Raw genomic sequence first — 21,800 nt, 5'->3', positions numbered from 1 at the left:
TTCCAATTCCTTTAATTTTCAAATTCCTTTTGTTTTTTCCCTTTAAGGAGGTTATCTGATATGAATCGAAGCCATCACAACGGCGAGCTTCGTCTGGAGAACGAAAACACTCCAGTTGAACTTGTCGGCTGGGTTTCCAAAAAAAGAAACTTTGGAGCTATGAACTTTATCGACCTGCGCGACCGCTCCGGCATCGTGCAGCTCGTATTTGACGAAAGCTTCAACGATCGCCTGAAAGAAGTCCGTCAGGAATACGTTCTTCATGTAAAAGGCGTTGTAAAAGAACGCCAGGACAAGAACCCGGCGCTTCCTACGGGCGATATCGAAGTCATCGTTTCCGATTTTGAGATCGTCAACCCGGCAAAAGTTACGCCGCTGATCATTGCGGATGAAACCGACGCGCTCGAAGATACCCGTATGAAATACCGCTATCTCGACCTGCGCCGTCCCGTCATGCAGAAAAATCTCATGACGCGTGCAGCCATCGTCCGTTCCCTGCGTGAATTCCTCGATACCCATGATTTCGTCGAAATCGAGACGCCGGTTCTGGGCCGTTCGACACCAGAAGGCGCCCGTGACTTCCTCGTGCCCTCCCGCGGGAAACCCGGTACGTTCTACGCCCTTCCGCAGTCGCCTCAGCTGTACAAGCAGCTGCTCATGATTTCCGGCATGGAGCGCTACTACCAGTTTGCCCGCTGCTTCCGCGACGAAGACCTGCGTGCAGACCGTCAGACCGACTTTACCCAGCTCGACATCGAAACGTCCTTCCTCGATGAAAATCAGATTCTGACGCTGACGGAAGCGATGCTGAAGAAACTGATGAAAGACGTCAAAGGCGTCGATCTGCCGACCCCGTTTGAGCGAATCACCTGGGAAGATGCCATGAACCGTTACGGCATCGATAAACCGGACAACCGCTTTGGCATGGAACTGCAGGATTTCTCTGAAACGTTTAAGGGAGCCGAATTCGTTCCGTTCCATAACGCCCTTGAAAACGGCGGCGTGATCAAAGGCATTACCGTAGAAGACTTCCAGCCTTCCAACAAGGAAATCAAGCGTCTGACCTCGGAAGCCCGCAAAAACGGCGCCAGCGGTCTGGTCGTTCTCAAATACAAAGACGGTGTCTTCTCCGGCTCCGCGGTTAAATCCCTCAAGGAAGAAGAACTGAATGCTTTAAAAGACGCATCCAGCGTAAAAGACGGCGGCACCGTTCTGCTTGTCAGCGATCCATGGCTCAAAGCCTGCACGGCCCTCGGTGCTCTGCGCAACGATATCGCTTCCGAAAAGGGTCTGAAGAAAAAAGACGAATTCTCCTTCCTGTGGGTTGTCGACTTCCCTATGTTTGAGTGGAGCGAACAGGAAAACCGCTGGGTTTCCCAGCATCACCCGTTCACGATGCCAAAACGCGAGGACATTCCTCTGCTGGACACCGATCCTGGCAAAGTCAAAACGAACGCGTACGACTGCGTACTGAACGGCTATGAACTCGGCGGCGGATCCATGCGTATTTATGAACAGGAACTGCAGGACAAAATCTTCGAAGTTCTCGGTTTTACCCCGGAACAGACCCAGCAGAAATTCGGCTTCTTCATCGATGCCTTCCAGTACGGAACACCTCCTCATGGCGGACTGGCTTTCGGTCTCGACCGTATCGCCATGCTGCTGTGCGGAACAGACTCCATTCGTGATGTCATCGCCTTCCCGAAAAACGCTTCCGCCCGCGACCCGATGTCCGATGCACCAAATACCGTCGATCCTCTCCAGCTTGATGAGCTCGAACTGGCGGTAAACGTAGAACCCAAAGAGCGTGAAGTTCTCGAAAGCCTGCGTGAAGGCACCCTTCCGCTTACCCTTTCCGACGGCAGCGTTGTAAACGTCTCCCTTGACGAAATCCGCGCCTGGAAAGAAAACCGCTAATCCCGATTCACGATAATTTTTCAAGAAATCCTCTGGATTAACGATCAGCTCAAAACGGCCGGTCTTCTGCAGTCTGTTTCCCTTCGGAAACGGCTGCAGAAAACCGGCCGATTTTTGTATGTGAAAAATGATACAGATCTGTGGAAAACGCAATCGAAAATGCGAAGAAATCCAACAGATATTGCACGTCTGTCCTTCTTTGCCTATTCTGAATGAACAGAAACATTCCAATACAACGAGCATTGAAAACAGTTATCAATCCCAAGGAAGAAGACATCATTCCCTGATTTAGAAGCTTCTTTCTGGACCCGAGAAAAAGAAACGGAGGTGCAGATCCTTATGAACCATTTCCAGCCCGATCCGCTGCATGACGGATCCAGTCCTGTGGACTGTTTTATCAGCTATCGCCGCGCTGACGGTTTTTTTGCGGCCAAAATGATTCGCGATCAGCTCGAATCTCTGGGAATTTCCTGTTTTCTCGATCTGGAAGAGTCCAAAGCAGGAAACATAAACAATCGAATCAAGAATGCTATTGCGAACTGTGAAAATTTTATTCTGATTCTTTCCCCTGCCGCTCTCGATCGCTGCGTTCATGAAGAAGACTGGGTCCGACAGGAAATTGAAGCCGCTATGGAATTGAAGAAGACTATTATACCCGTTCAGCTGCACGGTTTTGTCTGGTCCAGTCAGCTGTCCTCGCTATTACCTCCTTCTCTGCAAATTCTTGAACAGCTAAATTCAGTTATCCTTTCAACAGAATATTTCGAAGCCTCTGTTGATCGTCTGGTAAGCTTTCTCCTTCTAGCTCCTGGAACAATTTCTCTAGGATTAAACATTGGCCAAAATGTTGCTGATTTTTTTAAGTATTCTCTGGATTCCTCTCAAAACGTCAGCGGTGTAGATATGGCCTTTCATGTCGGTTCTTACTGGTATCTAAATAATGAAAAGATCGACATTCTGCAGAAGCTAATGGAGCATCACATACCGGTACGAGTCATCATTCAGTCTGAATACACCTCGGAAGAGATCGTTCAGCATATGCGTAAACAAATGAAGTGGTACATCCCTTTAGAAAACAACTTCAATATCTGGAGAGAACGAAGCGCCAATTACCCAGAACTGCTAGAGGTACGCGTATGTTCGCTGCCGATTTTACATCGAACCTACCTCGTCCATCGAAAAGACGGAACGGGTTCGCTTTCTTTAAAAAACTACCGCTATGGTGATGGTTCAAGTGATAATCAGGAATCATTTACTTTCGATGGAGCAAAAAAAGACTGGGAAATGTACCAGGCATATCGCACTGAGTTCAATTATATGTGGAATCACCTGTGCACCCCTCTGGCAGACTTTTTGAAAGAACGTGAACAATCCGAGGACATAGCCTCCTCGTTTGAGTAAAACAGGTAACGCGGTTCTTTTGCTAAACAGCAGTTTCTTCCTGAGAAAGGAATGATCGCAGCCTGTTTTTTCTTTCCCTGCTCAATCCTCGTACAAACAAACAGTCCGCCAGGTCGGAGCCAAATCTGGTTTTCCGACACTAGCGGACTTTTCATTTTGGTGCCGTTTGTTTAGGATCGGTCGGATTCCGTTTTCTCAAAAACGGATCTCCTCTATCATTTCCAAGCGGAAATGGCGCTCTATAGACTCGGCAGTGCTGTATCCGTGGTCAGGCGAAGAGACAGAAGTACCTGATTGAGCGTTCTGGCGGCTTGGTCGATCTCGATCTGCGATTCACTTTGTGTTCGAACCGTTTTTGCTTCTGCAATCGCCGCATTGAGTGTCTCGTTCTGATTTGATTTGAACGATTTCGAAGCGATTGACTCGCCTTTTTCAATCGCCTGATCGAGAAGATCGTAATGCAGGACAGCCTTCCATTGGGCATACAGCGTGATTTCCGTATCGTCTTCGCCGCCGGTCAGCTGGGCTTCATCGGCATAAGCGGTACCAGTACCATCGGCCTTTGTATTCCAGCCGGTAAAGATCCAGTCGAATCGGGTAAAGGTATTTTTGGGCAGTTTATTTCCCTCTTCTCCTTTCCAGAGCAGAGGTTCCATAGTGCCGGTTCCGCCATTTGCAGCGAAGGTTACCATATGAGACGGTATCTTTTTCCATTGAGCATATAACGTAAGTTCAGAGTCTTCTTCACCGCCGCTCAGCTGCGCTTCATCCGCGTAGGTAATACCCGTACCGTCAGCTTTCGTATTCCAGCCCGTGAATTCATAATCCGTTCGGGTAAAGCCATTTTTTGGCAAAGCGTGATCTTCTTCACCATTCCAGATCAGCGTCTCCATATCGCCTGTGCCGCCATTGGCTTCAAAGGCAACCTGATGCGAAGGAATTTTCTTCCATTGTGCGTATACGGTGAACTGGTCAATGGAGTAATCCACGTCAATCGTATCGCCAACCGCGATATTATCACCGCTGCCGTCGGCTTTTGTATTCCAGCCGGTAAACGTGTAGCCTTCGCGGGTAAACGAGCAGTCTGGAACGCGAGCGGACGTATCCGAAGGTACGCTCACCTCAATGGAATCCATCGTTCCAGTACCGCCGTTGGCATCAAACGTCCAGGTGTTCGCATGCAGCTCGAATTCCCATACCGGGTTGAGTTCAATATTTTCTTCGCTCAGTCCAGCTGTATATTTCGTGATGGTTTCTTCACTATTGGCTTTTTTCCACCCGATGACTCTGGCATGGAATGGGCTCCCGTCAAAGGCGCCCGTTCCAAGCGGAAGGCTGACTTCCAGATCGGCGGGAAGAGAAATCGTTTTGGTCAAACCATGCGCTTCGTCGACGAGAGTCGCCGTTTTGGCTCGTCCCCACCAGCCATCCATATCTTCGGTCCATGTAACTGTTCCATCAGTCAGTTCTGCGGACGTATACGGTCCGTGCAGGTTCTGGCTGACCCAGGAATCCCCGTAGGCGTCGCTGTTTTTCGATTTGACAAGCGCCTGCTTATTCGGGCGGATCATGCTCAGGTAATCTGCAGAAAGTCGGATTGCGGTAAGCGGATTGGAGAACAAATAACTCGATGTATCACTGAAAAACATCTGTGCGGTATTCCAGCCCGATAAATCCAGATGAGTGACAGCAGTATTGTTTAGAATATTGTCCGCACTGAACCATTTTTCGGTTTTCCAGTGGCTCATCGCATTCGCATCTTTCAGATTTGTGCAGTTTTCAAACATCTGCGCATAGGAACTGGCGCTGGCTGTATTCCAGTTTTCCAGTCCCTTCAGGGATGTAAGAGCAGTATTTCCGGTAAACGTTCCCGCAAAGCCGCTGACTTTCGAAACGTTCCAGTTGGAAAAGACCGAAAGATCGGAAATCGGACAGCTGTTAAACGTCTGGCAGAGGTTGGTCGCGTTCATGGTGTTCCATCCGGACAGAGCAGATACATCGCTCAGCTTCGTGCACCCTTCAAACGTTGAGGACATGGAATCCAGACTGGATTCTTCCGCGGAAAACCAGTCTTCCAGTCCATGCAGAGATTCCAGACTTGTGCAGCCAAGGAAAGCGCCGTTCATGTCGCGAATGGAGCCGCTTTTTCCAAGATTAGCCAGTCCGCTTAAATCGGTGAGTTCCGTACAGCCGGAAAACGTACTGTTCAGTCCCCCTAGTTTAGAAGATTCCCAGGAGGAAAGCGCATCGGTATTTTTAATTTTTGTATTCGCAAAAGCACCGTACATGGTAGTTACATTACTGATATCCCATTCTGCCAGTCCGGAAATGTCTTCAAGTTTTGTATAGTTATAAAACATCTCATACATGGAAGTCAGCGGACTGGAATCAAAATCGGGATGGCAGACGATGCGTGTAACAGAGCTTGCCAGATAAAATTTCTTTGGGGTGGTGGCTGTCTGACCAGGTCCAAAATACAGGGTTCCGTCATCCAGAAGATAGTATTTTACTGTTCCCCAGGTTCCATTTTCTTTCTTATCCGAGACATCTGGCAGTTCCTGCGGCGCGGTCGTCGCTTCCTGTGCCAGAACGGTCTGCGGCATGGAGATCATCATCGAAACCGGCGCGCTCAGGCATAAAGCCAGCGACAGCAGCTTCTTCATTGATTGCTTTGTTTTCATACATACTCCTTCGTGCAAAGCAAATGTGCGAAGTTCGAGAATGACCCGAATGATCAGACTGCCCGATCTGACCAGCTGACTCGAACCTGCACCTTTCTGTTTTCAGTGTAGGAGCTATATGGAACCACTTTCCCAAAGTGGGGAAAATCAACATGAAAATGTCGTTTTTCCCTGTATTTTTTAATTACAGTTTTGTTTCATTTTCTGTTACTTTTTCAATCCTCTGTTTTATTTAAAAATCTAGTCGTATACCATATTTGTCTGTATTAAAACGGAGCAATACGTACACATTTTCTGTACTTTCCCCGTTTCTGTAAGACATGAAAAAACGAGCAGAACTGTGCCCTTAGTAATCCGCGCAACGGACGAATTGGACGGTACGTTCTGCTCGTAAATCATTTCTGTTCGTATTCCGGTTCACCGTCTGCAAAGTGTTTACCGGATTCTGAATTTATTGTTTATTCGTATTTTTCTTCTCGTTGGCTGCGCCTTTTGGCGAGAAGCCGTAATAGTCTTTCATGAACTGCTGCTTGTATTCTTCAAAGCGGCCGTCCAGAATAGCCTGTCGAATTTCTTCCGTCAGGCGGATCGTAAAACGCAGGTTATGGATGCTGGCCAGTGTGAAGTACTTCTCCCGGTCTTCTGGATCCTGACTTTTGAGAAGCGCGCGCAGTTCATCACGGGTATAGCCGGCCTGGCATACCGGGCAGTCGCAGTGTTCATCGATGACGTCGAGACTTCCTGCGTACTTTTCGATATTGATGTAGCCGTACTTCGTATACAGGCGGCCATGACGCGCTTCGCGGGTGGGGGCGACACAGTCAAAGGTGTCGGCTCCGTTTTCCGAACCGATGAGAATGTCATCCGGCCGGGATAGGCCAAGCAGATGGCGAGGCTTACCTTCCGGCAGTTCTTCGTTGCACCATTTCAGAATTTCTCCAAGATCGCTCTTGAGAAACGCGCCGCCAAGGCCATATCCATCGAAGTCCATCTGACCAAGCTTTTTCGCGGTCGAGCGGCGCAAATCTTCCCAGCGACCGCCCTGCAGTACGCCGTAAAGCGACTGGCGATAGCCGAGATCGTCGCGGTGCTGCTTATGGACATCGAGAGAAATCTGCGCCCAGCGTTCCGTACGCTCCAGCGCTTCCTTATTGTATTCATACGTATCGGCCAGAGACGTCAGTTCATCAAACGCCATATGAATGTCCGCACCGATCCGGCACTGAATTTCCATGGATTCTTTCGGACCGATAAAGTCATCCTGATCGGTGAATGGATCGTGGAACTGAATGCCGTCTTCCATGACAATAGCCAGACGCTCCTTTTTCGGCGCGTTGACGACTTCCTTTTCCCGGTCCATGCTGACGACTTTGCCGATGCCGCTTCCAAGCGACATGACCTGAAAGCCGCCGGAGTCCGTCAGCGTCGGACTGTTCCAGCCGGACCACTTCGCCAGACCGCCGGCATCTGCGATTTCCTGCGAACGGCCGCGCAGATGGTAGCCGTTGGAGAGCATCGCCTGCGCGCAGATTTCCTTCAGCTGCTCCATGCTGACGTAACGAACTTCCCCATGGGTTCCAACACACATGAATGCAGGTGTATGAATATCCCCGTGCGGCGTGTGAATAATTCCTGCGCGACCCAGATGGCCTGGAATTCTCTCCAGGATTTCAAAGGAAAAGCGATTGGGAAAGCTTTGCTGGGTCGTATCTTTTGTTTCCATTCTGTCTTCTGCAGAAGAAACGGATGTCTGATCCATATTCATAACCTGCCTTTCTGTGTATTCACGATACGTCCAGAAAGACTGCATCTTCTGGACTGTTTTTTTCGTTTAAAGCCTTGCTTGGGACGAAAGTCTCGATGTTTCCATCCGGTTCATGCGTTTTGGAAGAAGGGCTTCGTCTCTTGTTTCGATCGGAGATGCGAATTTTCCGGTACGTTTTCGAACGGTTTACTGCTTTTCATTCAGCCATTTTTTCAGCGCTTTTTCAATGGCGATTTCGACGGGCGAGAGAACGAACTCCAGTCCCATTCCGAGAATATAGGCAAACAGAGCCTGCATCAGAAATTCCTGGAAGGAGAGAACGCCGAGAAAAGCGATCGTTTCGAATACGATCGTATCGAGAATATGCGCAAAAACCGAAGAGGTCAGCGCACGCGCGATAAAGCTTCGGGCAAAGATTCCGGAGGACGCGCGCATTTTTTCGAAGAGATAGTTGTTGAGAAGACTGCTGGTCAGATAGCCGCTAAGACTTCCCAGAATAATGCGGGGCGAAAAACCAAGCACCATCGCATACGCTTCCTGCATATCCCAGCCGGGATACGGCGGCAGTGCGATTACGACATAAAAGACGAGTGCCGCAATCACGTTGACGAGAAAGCCTGCATAGATTACGCTGCGGGAACGGTCTTTTCCGTACAGTTCTACAATCAGGTCGCTGAGTATATACGTCAGCGGGAAGAGAACGAGACCGCCATCGACGGCGATTCCGCCCATATTCCAGAGCTTTACCGCTGCCAGATTGGAGATCAGCAGGGCGCCGGCACTCAGCGCGGTCATGTAAATCATCAGCTTGAACTTTTTCGAGCTGAAGGTTTCCTGTGCCTGTTTAGGTTGTTTCTGATTCATGTTTAATCAATCCTTCTTTTCCTGGGCAGGCCGCCTGCACTGGCTGGATCGACGGGGAAACCAGTATTGCCAGCGTTCCTATCCGATTTCTGGGACAGAGAAATACAAAATGCGAACGAACCTTTCCAAGAAGGTGCGGCCTTTGAAAGTATACATTTTTCTGCTTTTTCCTGCTCTGATCCATACTCCAGAATGACACGGATATAAAAACGGGGTTCTGTTCAAAAAGACGAAGCCATTCCGATCGTCTGGAAGCGGCCTGGAAGGCAGCAAAAGGCGCGGCAAAAATTGCCATATAAAAACGCAGACGCCTGACCAGAGCTGTTCTGGTTCTGCGTCTGCGCAGAGATTCAAATCGGTTTTGATGATGCTGGATTTTTTAAATCAGGATTCAAAGACGAAACTGGGTTGTCTGGTTAAACGAGAATCATCGAATTCTCAATTCAGCCCTTTAGTCCTTTTTCGCATCGGCAGTCGCCATTGTCGACAGCAGCGAAGCGACCTTGCGGGAGTATTCGACTGGATCCTTAATGGCAAAGCCCTGAATCAGGCACGCCTGATCGTAGAGGATCTGCGCGATTTCCTTAACCTTGTCCTTATCGGTTACATACTCTGTACGCAGGACGTTCCAGATCGGGTTGTTCGGATTGATTTCCAGAATACGGGAAGCCTGCAGACCCGGGTTAGTGTCTTCGCCAGCCTGTTTGGCAAAGACATCAAAGATGTGCTCCATTTCAAAGGAGAGGCCGTCGCCGGCAACGAGCATAACCGGATCATCGACCAGACGGTTGGACAGACGGACTTCGCTGACTTCAGGCAGTACGTCCTTCATGTACGTCAGCAGGTCCTTGTTTTCTTCGTTCTGAGTCTTCAGAGCTTCTTTTTCTTCTTCGGTATCGAGATCGAGATCGCCCTGAGCGGCGTTCTTGAAGCTGTGGCCGTCGTACTGGCTGATCATCTGGATGATGAACTCATCGACTTCATCGGTCAGATACAGAACCGGATAGCCTTTGGCTTTCAGCTTGGCCGCTGCCGGCAGCTTGTTCAGCGTATCGATGTTCGTTCCAGACAGATAGTAAATGTCCTTATCTTCTTCCGGCATGGAAGCGACAAATTCCTTGAGCGATTTGTACTTGCCGTCATCGCTGGTCGGATACATGAGCAGGTTTTCCAGCTTGCTGGTGTCAGCGCCCTGCGAATTGTAAATGCCGATCTTCAGGCTGATTCCGAAGTTTTTCCAGAAGCTCAGATAGTCTTCCGGTTTCTTCTCCTGCATGCTTGCCAGAGCGGAAAGAACTTTACGTTCGGTCTGCTTGCGGATGAAGCGCAGCTGATGATCGTGCTGAAGCATTTCACGCGAAATGTTCAGCGACAGATCCTGCGAATCGACCAGACCCTGCATGAAGCGCAGGTAATCCGGGAGCAGGCTCTCGCAGTGGCTTTCAATCAGTACGCCGCGCGAATACAGTTCCAGACCCGGTTTAAAAGTGCTGGAGTAGAAGTTTTCCGGACGCTTGGACGGTACGTACAGCAGCGCGGTAAAGGAAATCGAACCGTCAATATTGAAGAAGATCGTATCGAGCGGTTTGGTGTAGTTGTTGAAATGATCCTGATAGAACTGATCGAATTCTTCCTGCGTGATTTCCGATTTCTGTTTTTTCCAGAGCGGAATCATGGAGTTCAGGGTGCGTGTCTCGGTAACCGTTTCGAATTTCGGTTCTGCCAGCTCTTCCGCTTCCTTCGCTTCTTCATCCGGTTTTACCGGTTTCTGCGTCGTGATATCCATTTCAATTGGATAGCGGATATAGTCGGAATATTTCTTAACGAGCATCTCCAGTTTCCAGGAATTCAGATATTCGGAGTATTTCTCGTTTTCGTCATCTTCTTTCAGAAGCAGGGTGATGGTTGTACCATGATCGTCCCGTTCGGCTTCTTCAATCGTATAGCCGTCGGTTCCATCGGATTCCCACTTCCAGGCCTGATCGCTGCCGAGCGCCTTCGAAACGACGGTGACTTTGGACGCGACCATGAATGCGGAATAGAAGCCGACGCCAAACTGACCGATGATGTCGACATCGGAATTGGCTGCCGCTTCGGAGTCACTGCTGGCTTCCGGGTTTTCACCGGCTTCCTTTTCCTTCTTGAGCTCTTCCTTGAAGGCAAGCGAGCCGGATTTAGCGATGGTACCCAGATTGTCTTCGAGTTCTTCTTTGGTCATGCCGATTCCGTTATCGGAAATCGTGAGCATTCTTGCGTTTTCATCAAAATCGATGCGGATCGCCAGTTTTTCTGGAATCTTATGGTTTTTCAGCGAATCCAGATAGTATTTATCGAGTGCATCGGACGCATTCGAAATCAGCTCACGCAGAAAGATTTCCTTGTGCGTGTAAATGGAATTGATCATCAGATCAAGCAGGCGGCGCGATTCCGCCTTGAATTCTTTTCGTTCAGACATTCAGACCTCCATAATCGAACTCGCGCGTATACGCGAATTAGCACTTAATCTCTAAGCTTGCTAACAGTATAGTTCTCTATACTTTCGTTTGCAAGCTCAATACCGTGCTTTTCCAACGGATTTATTCCAACAGAAAAAGCCGGCTTTCACCGACTTTTTTGCCTGAATAATAATGATTTTGTACTGGAAGAGAATTACGCTTGAGCCGAAACCGCTTCGATCATTTCTTCTTTGGTTTCTTCTGCTGCTTCTTCTGCTTCCTCTTTCAAGGCAGCTTCTTCCGCTTTTTCTGCAGCTTCTTCGGCCGTTTCGTTTTCGGCATCTACAACCGGCAGATTCTGCTCGCTCAAAATGAACTGATCGAGCATTTCAAAGTCGCGATCTTCACCGGCGACGTTCACGCGGCTTTGCAGAACGAGCTCGCCGTCCTTAAGCGTGTAGAGGAACAGCGCAATCGGCTCGGCTTCCTTGTCGTTGACACGACGGTAGATCGTCAGCAGGCGGTTGCGAATCTGGTCCGGCGTACCTTTGAGATCCTTAACGGATTCCAGAATCATTTCCAGATCCGAGAAGAAGCAGACTTCGCTTACGCCCTGGGAAGCGATCTGCACGCTGTAGTCGCCCAGCCAGCTGCCTTTCTTTTCGCCGATCAGAATCATGCGTTCAAAATCGGTGCAGGCTGTCAAATGATAAATGCCTTCGTAGCAGAATTCGTTGGTATCTTCATCCAGTCCGCAGAGCATCTGAACCAGTTCCGTTTGCGTTCCCGGCTCATTTTTGCGGGCGTTTTTTCGAATAATCCAGATTCCGAGATCGTCGGAAATCAGGCTGTTGTCGTCCTGAAGCATTGCGACAATTCGCTTCATCTGTGCCGATGCGTCGCTCAGTTTGCGAAAGGACTTGCCGTTAAAAGGAGCTGTGCTTTCTCCTTCGCTCGAACCCAGTCGAACTTCGTAGGTTTTCATAATCAAATTCACCTCATATCTATTTGTCTATGATACAGAAAAAGAATCCATTTTTAAACATCCCCTTAATCCATACCAAGTTATGCAAATCCTTTCTTTGATACGATTTTGTCCGAATCGGCCGGCTCTGGGCATCTCATTTGACCCGTCCGGCCGTTCTCTGAAAGCATGAAAAGGATTCGATTTTTGACGGGTGATCCTGTAAGAAAGAGCGGGATTTCATTATTCGCTTTGACTTCGCCGTTTGCCGCCTTCTGTTTTATACAGAAAGCTGGATCTATACATAGCTCTGTCCGTAACATTTCGATCTTGCATGCGGGGGCGATGTCGGACAGGATCAGGGATTCCTCGTCGATTTTCTGACGTTTTTTCGTGCACTCCTTTGGGAGTTTTACGCTTTCCTTTTCATTACAGCGTGCAATGCTATACTGAAAACCGAATGAAATTTTATGTAACAAATTGAAAGAGGAAATCAATACGTATGTCGATTCATATTAATCATCAGCTGCCCGATCCCGACCTTCTCAAAGAAGAAATCCCGATGTCGGACAAAGCCAAAGCCATCAAAGCCCAGAGAGATAAGGAAATTGCGGACATTTTCACCGGCAAGGACGATCGCTTTATCGTCATCGTCGGTCCCTGCTCCGCGGATAATGAAGACAGCGTTCTCGAATACTGCCACAAGCTCGCCGGTCTGAACGAAATTGTTAAAGACCGTCTGATGATCATTCCGCGTGTCTACACCAATAAGCCAAGAACGACTGGAGACGGCTATAAAGGCATGCTCCACCAGCCGGATCCAAACGCACAGCCCGACCTGCTTGAAGGTCTGAAAGCCATTCGCCGCATGCATCTGCGTGTCATTGAAGAAACCGGCCTTTCCACAGCGGATGAAATGCTGTACCCGGAAAACCGTTCCTTTCTGGACGATATTCTGTCCTACGAAGCGGTCGGTGCCCGTTCGGTCGAAAACCAGCAGCATCGTCTCGTCGCCAGCGGCATCGACATTCCGGTCGGTATGAAAAACCCGACATCCGGCGACTTTTCCGTCATGATGAACTCCGTCACGGCTGCCCAGCATCCTCATCGCTTCATTTACCGCGGCTATGACGTACAGACCGACGGCAATCCCCTCGCCCACGTCATTTTGCGCGGCGGCGTCGACAAGTACGGCAAGACCATCCCGAACTACCATTACGAAGACCTGAAAATCGTCAGCGATCTGTACAAGAAAGCCGGTCTCGCCAACCCGGCGGTCATCGTGGACGCGAACCATTCCAACTCCGATAAGAAATACAAGGAGCAGATCCGCATCGTCATGGACGTCATGCACAACCGCAAGTATCATCCAGAAATCCGCAAGCTTGTTAAAGGCGTCATGATCGAATCCTATCTCATTGAAGGCCGTCAGGACATCTGCGAAAACTATGTGCGCGGTCAGAGCATTACCGACCCGTGCCTGGGCTGGGAAGATACAAAGCGTCTGATCCTCGATATTTACGCCAAAACCAAAGAATACTAAGCCGATGTTTTCCAGGCATTCTGCCTGCCAAACAAAAATCGCGCCGGAAATTTGCCAATTTCCGGCGTTTTTTCGTCTTCGCCTGATTGAGCAGATCGAATAAACGCAGAAGCAAAGAAACGCTGTCTTCACCTGCCGCAGCGGATTTTCGCGCTTCAGAAAGACTATGTGAAATTTTGGAAGATCCCTCTGCCTTAACATTTTATCCGATATCGGATATATTCTATTTTGTCCGATTTCGGATAAATTTTAGGAGGTTTATATGACGAACACGCTTGCGCAGCACTATTCGATTCCAAAGCTGCTGCGCTTCACGCTTCCCACGATTCTTGTCATGGTTTTCACATCGATCTATGGCGTCGTAGACGGCTATTTCCTATCCAGCGTTGCCGGCAAAACCGCTTTTGCGGCAGTCAATTTCATCATGCCGGTTCTCATGATTCTCGCCAGTTTCGACTTTATGATGGGCGCCGGTTCTTCCGTCCTGGTCGGCAAGACGCTCGGCGAACAGAATCCCCAAAAAGCCAGAAAGCAGATGACGAGTCTGCTCACAGCCACGGTGATTCTCGGAATGATCCTGTCCGTTCTTGGCTTGGTCTTTTTGCGGCCATTGCTGGAATGGATGGACTGCAGCGAACAGATGATGCCTTACGCTTTGCAGTACGGATCCATTCTTCAGCTTTCTCTTCCGCTCTACATGATTCAGATGTACTTTCAGAGCATCTTCGTAACCGCCGGAATTCCGCAGGCCGGATTCGCGGTCACGTTTGCGGGAGGCATGCTCAACATTGTGCAGGACGTTCTTTTTGTGGGCGTTCTGGGCTGGGGTGCTCCTGGTGCAGCGATCGCCACTGCCCTTGGACAGCTGCTCTGCGCTGCGCTTTCAATCCTCTGCTTTCTTTCTCCCGCGAAAAAACCGTTTCGTTTGAAAGAGGACAAAGTTCTTTACTTTACGGCCAGCCGCATTCGCCTTAAGGAATTTGGACAGGCGGCTTTGAATGGAATTTCCGAGCTGTTTTCCAATTGCGCGTCTTCTCTGATTTCCATTTTGTACAACTATCAGCTTATGCGGTTTGCCGGTGAAGACGGCGTAGCGGTGTATGGAACGTGATGTACGTATCGATGATTTTCATGGCCGTTTCCATGGGCTATACCGTCGGCTGCGCGCCGCTCGTCTCCTGTCAGTATGGACGGGGCGATAAGCAGGAGCTCGCCAGCCTTACCCGTAAATCGCTGTGGATTGTGGCCGTGGGATCTGTGGGCATGTTTCTTTCCACCGAACTGCTGGCTGCCCCGCTTGCCCGTCTTTTTGCGGGTTACGATCCCGAACTGATGGCCCTTACGATTCAGGCGTTTAACATCTTCTCGCCTGTGTTCCTGTTTTCCAGCTTTTCGATTTTTGGATCCGGCTTCTTTACCGCGCTCAATGACGGTCCGGTTTCGGCCATCATTTCCGTCGTACGCTCGCTGGTGTTCCAGGTCGGTTTCATTCTGATTTTCACAGCCGTCTGGGGTGTCGACGGCATCTGGTTTTCCATGCCGTGTGCCGAAGCCATGGCGATGCTTACCGCATTTCTTCTGCTCTGCCTTTGCCGTAAGAAATACGGCTATTTCTCGCATGAACAGAAATCCGGCCCGATGGAGCCCAACGCCCATGCGATCTAAAACGCATCCGGCTGGAGACGCCGCTCGTTTTGGGCTCCCGCGACAATGGTAAACTGGAAGAAGACCAGACCGATATGATGCCAGACAATCGAAGTTTGAAAAATTCCGCTTCCTGCCTGATCCGGAAGACGGCATCGAATGTAACTGCCAAATCTGGTCCTAAGCGAGGAAATGAGTCATGGATGATACGAAAAAGCGCAGCAGTATCCCAGCGAAAAACGGACGCTGTGCGCCGGAGCTGTATAACGAACTTGTCGATCTTGAATCGGACAACTGGGCTACGTACCTTACGGCTGCCAAAACGCTTCAGATTACGGAAAATGAGCTGTGGGTTCTGCTCGAGGTGTTCGATGCCGATCCTCCTTTATGTCAGGCCGACATCGCCAGACGCATTCACATCCCGGTCCAGACTCTGAATTCCGCGCTGTCCAAAATGAACCGAAAAGGATGGATTGACTTCGTACCGATTCCCGGCTCCCAGAAAGCCAAAGGCGTCAAACTGACTCAAGCGGGCCGGAAAAAATTCCATCCGGTACTGGCAGGCATTCATCAGGCGGAGACCAATGCCTTTGCCTCGCTCGATCCAGAGCAGGCCAGAGCCATGCTCGATTCGATTCATGCCTATACCCTTACTTTCCAGAGCGAAATGAAACGTCTTCTGGATACGATCAAGTCCGATTCGGACGAATAATTGTTCCGCATTCCATCTTGGGGACGCCCCAGTATCGGACATTTCTTTGTTCAATCTGTGCGCAGCCTGTACTTTTCGGGCTTAGCTCGTTTGTTTTTCCTTTACAGAACCAATACAGACCCGGCAGCTTCCTGAAGGTGCCGGGTTTCTTTCTGTCTGGTACTTTTCACCGACTCTCCTCAAATCGTTCGCGCAGAAAAAAAGCTGCTCTTGTCTGGGCAGACAAAGACAGCGTCCATTTCTTTCTGCGTCGATTTGGGATTATCCAGGAAAACGGCGGCGCAGATCTTCGGTGATCTGGATCCACAGCGCTTCCGATTCATCCGGATCGGCCTGTTTCCACTCCCCAAAATAGGAAATAAAGCCCATCCGGCTCGCCTTCGCGATCAGTTCCAGATCCTGGGCACTCAGCTTAATGTAAAGCGGATTGCGGGATGGCGTTTTCTCATAGTCGAGTGCAAGCCGGCTGATCAGCGATTCGAACGCCTTCATCACGTCTTCTTTTTCCCCGCTCATTTCAAAGCAGATCGCCGGGCGCAGAAAGCCAAAGTCATCGGCGTCCGTCAGCCGGGCTTCGGCGATGATTTCTTCTCCGTTTTTCAGGATCGCGCTTTGATCGATCCAGTCCACATTCCAGTCATCAGGAAGCGGGCTTTCCTGATGGATGACCCGCTTTGGCAGGACCATCAGAACTTCCTGATCAAGAAGTTCCCCCGCAAGACTGTCCATTTCTTCCTTCATCGGTTTTGAATTCATACTTCCTCTCTTTTCTCTGTTCCTCATCTCTGCATCCGAAAGGAACACTTCAGTGATTCTAACGGCTAAAGCATCCGGCGCAAAGAAACCGGACGAATTTGCGTCCATATGGACAGGATTGGATCAAAAAGCACCTGAATCCGGTATACTTCCAATACATCGCCTGGCAAACCAGAAAATTTGCATTCTCGGCTTTCCTGAAGAGTTTTTCAGAGGAATGTCGATGAAAAAACGCGATGTGAAAAAGAAAGGAAAAGCCGCATTTGCGTCTGCGTGCGGCATATTGCATATGTCATTACCCTCCCTTGAAGAAACCGTTCGCCGCATTTATCTCTGCGAAAACACCAACTGTGCCGAAACGCTGATTCTGGCCTGCGATGAAGTTTACCAGCTTGGTCTGCCCAGAAAGCAGGCATCCATTCTCATGTCCGGCTTTGGTTCCGGTCTGTATACCGGCAACGTATGCGGCGCGCTGTGCGCCTGCAACGCCGCGCTTTCCTGCCTTCTCGTTGAAGACAAGGCGCATCTTTGCGAACCGCTGCGCGCCAGTCAGGCAGCCCTCGTTCGAAACTTTAAAAATCATGTCGGCGATACGCAGTGTGCCAAATGCAAAATGCTTCATCATTCCAAAGAAGAGCGCTGTCTCAAGACGGTGACTCTGGCCGCTCAGGTCATGGAACAGACGGTTGCCGAGCTTCAGGAAAAAGGCGTTCTGCAGCTGCCGGCCGAACTGAAAAGCGAATAGCCCGCTGCGTTCCCTTTCCTCTGTCCGAATCGAAACGCGATCCGCAATAAAGAAAGGATCTGCGACTGCCCAGTACTGAAAAAGACCTCTTTCGCTCACGTGCGCAGACACGTAAGCAGAAAAGAGGTCTTTTGTGTTAATTGTCGAATTTAATACATCCAATTTGGATTACTTGTCATCCTCATCGTCTTCGTCGTCTTCTCTGGCGTCGATGGCATCCCAGGCTTCTTCGAGTTCTTCGTCGGTATCCTTGGCATGAAGCATGGCTTTATACTTTGGATCGTTTTCCGCCAGACGCAGTCTTGCGGCCAGCAGGGATGCCTGTTTGCGCGACTTATTGAGAAGTCGTGCATACACCAGGAATACCCAGAGCGCGATGACAAACAGGACCGCCGAAGCGATCATGACGGCCTTGAATCCCTTGAACCACCACTGGAAGAACAGGGATACCGCCGAGCAGACCATAACCACAAAGAGCAGGAACATAGTCGAGCGGCAGGACGAGGAAAATTTCGTGAAATAGCGATATTTCTCGGCTTCGTTTTCAATGACTTTTGTCAGGTCGCCGTCCTTGCGTTCATTGCGGACAACGTACCAGCCCGCGTCGCGCTTGTTGCGGCTTGGAGACGTATCGATTTCTTTCCAGCCTTCTTCTTCCAGAGAATCCCAGTATTCATCGGAAGGTTCCTTGGCAAAGTAGAGAATCTTGTAATAGAAATCGTGCGGTTTGCCTTTGATAAAGTAGAACTTCTTGCCTTCATGGTGAACGTAGTGGAAGCCCTGACGGGACTGGGTGTTGAGGTATTCTTCGGTTTTCTTGTAGTCGGAAAGCAGGAAGCGCTTCTTATCGAGGTATTCGTCGTAGCGGTAGTCATCGACTAGCGATGCCTTTGGATCGTAAACAGCGTTGTCTTCTTCCTCTTTACGCTTGCGCTCGGCTTCCCGTTTGGCGGCTGCGGCAGCACGTTCTTTGGCTTTTCGCTCTTTTTCCGCCTTTTTCTGCTCTTCCATCTCCCGGACCTGATCGGTCAGGGAAGGCATGGAGTGGGTACGGCCGATCACAACCGGCGCATCCGCAGGATCGGCAGCGGCGGTTTTTGCGAGTTCGGCTTCGCTGTTTTTATCCTTTTCGGTATGAACCAGAATGTCTTCTTCCGCGATTTCCGTTTCCGGCTGTCCAAAGCCGGAATGGAGCAGTTCACTGAAGCTGGTCGGCTTTTTCTCATTGCCAAACAGCTCATTGGAATTGACGAGTTCTTCAAAGCTAAGCTCTTTTTCCACTTCCGGATTCAGTCCGTCGCCCGGCTTGGCTTTATGGGGATCGTTTGAAATCAGATCTTCCATGCTTTCGAGATTCGAATAAAAGCTTTCGGTGCTCGCCTGACGGGCTGCAGCCGTGCTTTCCTTGCGCGAAGAAGATTCCGGCATGAACATCGGTAAAATTTCTTCTTTTACCGGCGTTTCAGCGGGTGTTTCTTCGATTTTTGGTTTGGCTTCTTCCGCTGGCTTTTCTTCCGGTTTTTCCTTCGGGGTACTTTCATCTTCCGGTTTGGAGGCCCCAAACGTCTGGCGCAGACGCTTGCCTAAGCGGCTGCCTTTTTTCTTTGGCTTTTTCGTAATCGTACGCGCTTCTTCTAAAGCCGCGTTGACATCGAACGTTCCAAATTCAGGTTCTTCAATATTCAAAGAAGAAATCGGGGCATCGCGAAGCAGATCGGAAAAAATCCCATCGTCTTCCGGCGCCGCGTTCTTTTCCGTTTCTTTGGCGGATTCGGCCGGCTCTTCTTCCATAGCGGTTTCTTTTACGATTGTGGAATGAATGACAAATTCTTCCGGCTGTGATGCCGTATTCGAGGAAGCCGTCGTGTTTTCATCCTGCAAAGTGGAGGGTTCTGCGTTTTCTGCAGCTGCGGATTCAGAAACGGTTTCTTCGATTTTGTTCTGTTCTTCGGACATGCTCATCACCTTGTTCTCAGGATGAACCCTGAGCCTTTCGTTCCATTCTAACCATAATTAAGCAATACGGTCAAACGACGGCGAAAAGCGGCCGTTGACAAACACATCCTCTTCTGTTCCATCCGCGCGTACCCCGGTAATGTGCAGATCTTCGGCTCCGACCATGAAATCAACGTGAATATCCGACTGATTCATGCCGTGCGCTTCCAGTTCTTCACAAGATGCACCCTCGAGTGCGGGCAATGTTTCCATGTACGACTGACCAAAGGCAAAATGGCAGGCGGCATTTTCATCGAGCAGTGTATTGTAGTAAATCCGGTTTTTCTGACGGATCGGCGAAGTTTTATCGACAATCGCGATTTCGCCTAAGTATTTGCCGTTCGGGTCGCTTTCCAGCAGGGCTTTCAGACTCTCGTATCCTTCTCTGGCATGGAAATCGATAACTTTGCCGTCCTGAAACGTAAAGCCGAAACCGTCGATGCGCATGCCGTTCCAGTTGAGCGGCATCACGGCTTCCAGCGTACCGTTGACGCCGGTTTTCAGCGGGGTCGAAAAGATTTCTTCAGTCGGAATGTTGCAGCTGATGGACAGCCCGCTGGCGAGTTTCGTATCCCCGCCGACAAAAATCGAGCCATCGACCAGATCGACCCAGAGATCGGTCCCGTTCGAAGAGGTGTAGTGAAATTTTTTATAGCCTCTTTCGTTAAGGCGCGCAGCTTTTCTCTCGAGACTGGCTGTATGGGTTTCCCACGCTTCGCGTCCGTCGTCTTCAATCCGGCAAATGGACATCAGATCGTCCCACAGACGATTCACCGCTTCTTCTTCGTCGCATTCGGGATAGACTTTTTTCGCCCAGGCTTTCGTCGCGCAGGGAATAACAGTCCAGGCGATTTTTCCTTCGTCAATGCCGGAACGATAGAGCTGCGTTTTCTTTCGCATCGCCAGCGAACGGCGGGTCATTTTGCGCGGATCTACATCCTTGAATCCGTCCGGATCATCGCCGTCGAGCGCAATGAAGCACGCACCTTTTCGCGCCGCTTCTTCGTAGCGAACGCTCATCCATTCCGGAATGGTTTCCAGAACATCGTCTTTGGCGTGCGTGTAAAACTGACGGCTTAATTCTTCATCGCTCCAGAACACCTGCACATCGCCGGCACCGGCGTTCCAGGCTTTTCGGGAGATGGCATGGACCAGATCGCGCATTTCCGTTTCCGCGCGGATGATGACCAGCTGTCCCGGCTGAACTTTCACGCCCGCATGCACAGCGGCATTAGCCAGACGGTTCAGCTGCTCTTCCCGTTTGCCTGGATTGGTTTTCGTTTTTGGATCACTCATATCCCCTGCTCCTTTTCCGTGTTTTTCTTTCATATTTTCTATATGTATCGTATTTCTATTTCTCATCGTTACCGATCCGGCTTCGAACCCGAAACCGGGTCGTCTCGAAACTTTTCGGTTTGAGGCGTATGCGGACAGATACTGACTTACTGCAGATTTCTGTCCAAATCGCCTGCCGGCTTCGATGCGCCCTCAGGCGCGCTCTCGCTCTCGGTGGAATCTTTGGCCAGCGCCTGCATAGCCTGCGCTCTGGAAACAGTCCGCTTATTTGAAAGCCGGGCATCTGTATATGAATCCGATCGTCCCGCTTTCTTTCCTTTTGCGGCCTGCCGCCTGTAGTAGCGGTCCACAAAAGCCGGCGTTTTTTCGTCGTGCGGCGAGCAGGACGATTTGCAGTTCATGCAGTCGCCAGTACAGTCCGGTCTTTTTTTTGCATTCCTGAATCCGGCAATCGCCAGAATGACCAGAATCAGAATTACAATCCAGTCTGCAAAATTCATACCCTTCCTCCTTGCCTGCATACAGTCGTATGGATTACTCGCCGCAGAAACTGTGCTTGCTCCTGCCGTAAGACATACCTTCTGGCGGGCTTGGACATCGAAAGCCAGATCTGGGCGTTTTCTTTAAAAATCACTTTTTCGTTTGAAGTTCTCATCCATAGTTTGAAGTTCTCATCCATATATATACTGTCACGACGTGTCTCCCTCGGTTGGATGCCCGGGCGGGAGCGGCTGTTGCATAAAATCTCTTTCCTTCATTATTTCAGAATCGGTTTTTCGAAAACAGTTTTTAAAAATGTAAGAGTTTTCTGAAAAATAATTTGTACATTGTTTTTATTATCATTTCCGCATGTTTTATTGCTTTATAAAGGACTTAAAATCACAAAGAGAAGATATATTTTCACAAAGACCGTGCTCCTGGCAGATGGTAAACTGTACCCCAGAAAGTGGACAATTTTTTTAGAGTCAACCTATTCCAAGGACACCCGATTAGCAGCGACCCCAACTACTGGACGATCGTTTTGATCTGTTCCCTAATTGCGGACACTTTCTAATCGACGTTCTTTCGCTGATCACTTTCAG

The 21,800-nt window shown here is 49.7% G+C and carries 16 protein-coding genes; 7 read left to right on the top strand and 9 right to left on the bottom strand.

Features of this window, described 5'->3' with window-relative positions; genetic code table 11:
* The first annotated feature begins 60 nt into the window (after window positions 1–60).
* Window positions 61–1,917 carry an aspartate--tRNA ligase gene (gene aspS / locus Afil_RS07080; protein WP_230267873.1) on the top strand — a complete coding sequence of 619 codons (1,857 nt, stop codon included), beginning with the start codon at window positions 61–63 and terminating at the stop codon, window positions 1,915–1,917.
* A 339-nt stretch (window positions 1,918–2,256) separates the two neighbouring features.
* Window positions 2,257–3,318, top strand: coding sequence for a toll/interleukin-1 receptor domain-containing protein (locus Afil_RS07075; RefSeq protein WP_230267872.1), 1,062 nt, complete (start codon window positions 2,257–2,259; stop codon window positions 3,316–3,318).
* A gap of 239 nt (window positions 3,319–3,557) precedes the next feature.
* Here Afil_RS07075 and Afil_RS07070 read toward each other — a convergent pair whose 3' ends face one another.
* From Afil_RS07070 to Afil_RS07050, 5 genes are all read right to left on the bottom strand, one after another.
* Complete coding sequence (locus Afil_RS07070) at window positions 3,558–5,999, bottom strand: InlB B-repeat-containing protein (RefSeq protein ID WP_230267871.1); 2,442 nt, start codon at window positions 5,997–5,999, stop codon at window positions 3,558–3,560.
* A 451-nt stretch (window positions 6,000–6,450) separates the two neighbouring features.
* Complete coding sequence (gene tgt / locus Afil_RS07065) at window positions 6,451–7,722, bottom strand: tRNA guanosine(34) transglycosylase Tgt (protein WP_230267870.1); 1,272 nt, start codon at window positions 7,720–7,722, stop codon at window positions 6,451–6,453.
* A gap of 228 nt (window positions 7,723–7,950) precedes the next feature.
* Window positions 7,951–8,628, bottom strand: a complete 678-nt coding sequence (locus Afil_RS07060; RefSeq protein ID WP_230267869.1) for a queuosine precursor transporter — start codon at window positions 8,626–8,628, stop codon at window positions 7,951–7,953.
* Window positions 8,629–9,079: 451 nt separating this feature from the next.
* Window positions 9,080–11,083: a molecular chaperone HtpG gene (htpG, locus tag Afil_RS07055; RefSeq protein WP_230267868.1), complete on the bottom strand. Its 2,004-nt coding sequence runs from the start codon at window positions 11,081–11,083 to the stop codon at window positions 9,080–9,082.
* A gap of 194 nt (window positions 11,084–11,277) precedes the next feature.
* Window positions 11,278–12,048 carry a hypothetical protein gene (locus tag Afil_RS07050; protein ID WP_230267867.1) on the bottom strand — a complete coding sequence of 257 codons (771 nt, stop codon included), beginning with the start codon at window positions 12,046–12,048 and terminating at the stop codon, window positions 11,278–11,280.
* 481 nt (window positions 12,049–12,529) lie between these two features.
* Between Afil_RS07050 and Afil_RS07045 the strand changes: the two genes are divergently transcribed.
* From Afil_RS07045 to Afil_RS07030, 4 genes are all read left to right on the top strand, one after another.
* Window positions 12,530–13,570, top strand: a complete 1,041-nt coding sequence (locus tag Afil_RS07045) for a 3-deoxy-7-phosphoheptulonate synthase (RefSeq protein ID WP_230267866.1) — start codon at window positions 12,530–12,532, stop codon at window positions 13,568–13,570.
* A gap of 262 nt (window positions 13,571–13,832) precedes the next feature.
* Complete coding sequence (locus tag Afil_RS07040) at window positions 13,833–14,681, top strand: MATE family efflux transporter (protein WP_230267865.1); 849 nt, start codon at window positions 13,833–13,835, stop codon at window positions 14,679–14,681.
* A complete protein-coding gene (locus Afil_RS07035; protein ID WP_230267864.1) occupies window positions 14,681–15,235 on the top strand; it encodes an MATE family efflux transporter in 555 nt (184 codons plus the stop codon). The genes Afil_RS07040 and Afil_RS07035 overlap by 1 nt, the downstream gene beginning before the upstream one ends.
* Before the next feature lie 178 nt (window positions 15,236–15,413).
* Window positions 15,414–15,926 (top strand): MarR family winged helix-turn-helix transcriptional regulator, encoded by a 513-nt coding sequence (locus Afil_RS07030; RefSeq protein ID WP_230267863.1) that lies wholly within the window; start codon window positions 15,414–15,416, stop codon window positions 15,924–15,926.
* Between the two features lie 261 nt (window positions 15,927–16,187).
* Here the strand turns inward: Afil_RS07030 and Afil_RS07025 are convergent, their stop codons facing one another.
* Window positions 16,188–16,682 carry a hypothetical protein gene (locus tag Afil_RS07025; RefSeq protein WP_230267862.1) on the bottom strand — a complete coding sequence of 165 codons (495 nt, stop codon included), beginning with the start codon at window positions 16,680–16,682 and terminating at the stop codon, window positions 16,188–16,190.
* Between the two features lie 289 nt (window positions 16,683–16,971).
* Here Afil_RS07025 and Afil_RS07020 point away from each other — a divergent pair, with 289 nt between their 5' ends.
* Window positions 16,972–17,427: a C-GCAxxG-C-C family (seleno)protein gene (locus tag Afil_RS07020; protein WP_230267861.1), complete on the top strand. Its 456-nt coding sequence runs from the start codon at window positions 16,972–16,974 to the stop codon at window positions 17,425–17,427.
* 168 nt (window positions 17,428–17,595) lie between these two features.
* Here the strand turns inward: Afil_RS07020 and Afil_RS07015 are convergent, their stop codons facing one another.
* The 3 genes from Afil_RS07015 to Afil_RS07005 all read right to left on the bottom strand — a co-directional run bounded on the left by Afil_RS07015 (window position 17,596) and on the right by Afil_RS07005 (window position 21,218).
* Entirely contained in the window at window positions 17,596–19,383 is a 1,788-nt protein-coding gene (locus tag Afil_RS07015; protein ID WP_230267860.1) for a DUF2812 domain-containing protein, read from the bottom strand.
* A 57-nt stretch (window positions 19,384–19,440) separates the two neighbouring features.
* Window positions 19,441–20,718, bottom strand: coding sequence for an aminopeptidase (locus Afil_RS07010; protein ID WP_230267859.1), 1,278 nt, complete (start codon window positions 20,716–20,718; stop codon window positions 19,441–19,443).
* Window positions 20,719–20,864: 146 nt separating this feature from the next.
* Window positions 20,865–21,218: a FeoB-associated Cys-rich membrane protein gene (locus Afil_RS07005; protein ID WP_230267858.1), complete on the bottom strand. Its 354-nt coding sequence runs from the start codon at window positions 21,216–21,218 to the stop codon at window positions 20,865–20,867.
* Window positions 21,219–21,800 lie beyond the last annotated feature (582 nt).

Source organism: Allobaculum fili, from assembly GCF_020969955.1.
Classification (GTDB): domain Bacteria; phylum Bacillota_I; class Bacilli_A; order Erysipelotrichales; family Erysipelotrichaceae; genus Allobaculum; species Allobaculum fili.
The sequence above is the reverse complement of the archived record's forward strand: the minus strand, read 5'-3'. Positions and strand labels throughout refer to the sequence as shown.